This window comes from Streptomyces recifensis, from assembly GCF_002154615.1.
GTDB classification, from domain to species: Bacteria; Actinomycetota; Actinomycetes; order Streptomycetales; family Streptomycetaceae; genus Streptomyces; species Streptomyces griseoluteus.
Genome location: NZ_MUNH01000826.1, coordinates 1 through 1,859 on the forward strand (window position 1 = coordinate 1; position 1,859 = coordinate 1,859).

Annotated in this window: 2 protein-coding genes; both read right to left on the reverse strand. The window is 70.1% G+C overall.

All coding sequences use genetic code 11. The features are described from left to right. Positions 1 to 107: 107 nt before the first annotated feature. Entirely contained in the window at positions 108 to 1,028 is a 921-nt protein-coding gene (locus CCN33_RS30065; protein ID WP_086696467.1) for an acetoacetate decarboxylase family protein, read from the reverse strand. A gap of 89 nt (positions 1,029 to 1,117) precedes the next feature. Then, the coding region (locus tag CCN33_RS30070) for an alpha/beta hydrolase (RefSeq protein WP_086696468.1) at positions 1,118 to 1,859 on the reverse strand (742 nt) is incomplete at its 5' end.

Here is a 1,859-nt window from a genome sequence, read left to right on the forward strand (position 1 = left end):
CGGGCGCCGCGCTGACGCGTGCCGCCAGCCGCTCGATCCGGGCCGGCGTCAGGGACGGGGGCAGCGGGGCATGGGTGGCTTGGGCGGTGGCCATGGGGGGCTCCTGTCTACCGGGTACGGACGGAGGTCGGGACCGGCATGTGCAGGGCGAGCTGCCCCTCGGTCACGACGTCGAACTGGACGGTCCGCATCGGCTTGAGGGAGCGCAGGTCGTCGGCCATGCGCCCCTCTCCTACCGTGAGCCGGAGGTCACGCGGGAGGAGGGCGGTACCGGCCGACAGCACGTTGGTCTGGCTGAGGGTGGAGTGCCAGGCGCCGTCGATCGAGGTGTACGAGCTGAGCGACGAGACGCGCTTGCCGCTGGGGTAGTTGTTCTGGGCCGGGGTGGGCGCGGAGAGCGCGAGGTCGACCCCGCCCGCGTCGTTGGCCACCCGCGCGGTGGTGCGGTGGGCGTCGATGTCGACGTCGAGGCCGGTCACCCACTTGGGGAAGCCGTAGCCGTCGTGTCCGCGTACCTGGGCGATCTCGGTGCTGACCGGGAGGGAGAGCACGTAGGAGTCGAGGTGCTCGTTCTTGAGCGCGGAGACGAGGTCGAAGAACCCCAGCTTGCCGTGGCGGGCGGGCTTCACCGCGACGCCGACGGCGGCCTCGGTGTAGAAGTCGATGTCGCACACGTCGTACCGGAAGAACATCGCGGAGACGAGGCCCAGGCCCGGCGCGACTTCCAGCGGGGCCAGTTCGCGGGGCAGCCGGGTGCGGATGGCGCGGGTGGGCGCGAGCATCGTGAGCCGGGCGGTGGAGATGCGGTAGTAGAAGTTCGGGGTGAGGGTCTCGCCGATGGGCGAGCCGACCTTGGTCTTGGGCAGCTTCCGGAAGAAGTCCACCCCGCTGACGCGGGGGTCGCGCGCGACCGCGTCGAGATCGGTGTCCATCCGGTATCGGTCGTACAGGCCCCCCTTGGGGACCGTGACCGTGCGGCCGCCGAGGCCGACCTCGACGGTTTCGGGCTGGGGCTGGGACGAGGGCATGACGTGGCTCCTGGCAACGCATGTTGACGGTGATTACATCAGCGTAGCCACCAATGTAAGCACCGTCAACACGTCGCCGTCCGGCCGCCTCAGTCGTCCTGGTGCAGGGCCGATCCCAGGAAGTCGATGGCGATCTTCCGGGCGATGTCGGCCGCCCGGGTGTCGCGCAGGCTGTCCAGGAGGAGGAAGTCGTGGACCATGCCCGCGACCCGGACCGAGGTGACGTCGTTGCCCGCCTCGCGGAGCTTGTTGGCGTACTCCTCACCCTCGTCGCGCAGCACGTCCGCCTCGTCGGTGATGACCAGCGTGGGCGGCAGGCCCTTCAGTTCCTCCAGGGACGCCCGGAGCGGGGCGGCGTACTTCTCGGAGCGCTGGGACGGGTCGGAGGTGTAGGCGTCCCAGAACCACTTCATGCCGTCGCGGGTGAGGTAGTAGCCCTCGGCGAACTGCGCGTAGGACGGCGTGTCGAAGCCGGCGTCGGTCACCGGGTAGAGCAGGCACTGGGCCTTGAGGTCGATGCCGCCGCGGTCCTTGTTCATCAGCGCGAACACCGTCGACATGCAGCCGCCGACGGACTCGCCGGTGACGGCGACGTTCGAGGTGTCCATGCCGTGCTCCGCGCCGTGCTTGAGGACCCACTGGCCCACGGCGTAGTTCTGCTCGACCTGGGTCGGGTACTTCGCCTCCGGCGCGCGGTCGTAGACCGGGAAGACGCCCACCGCGCCCGCGCCCACGGTGAGTTCGCGGAAGAGGCGGTCGTGGGTCTTGTCGTCGCCGAAGACCCAGCCGGCGCCGTGGATGTAGATCAGCACCGGCAGCGGGCCGGTGACA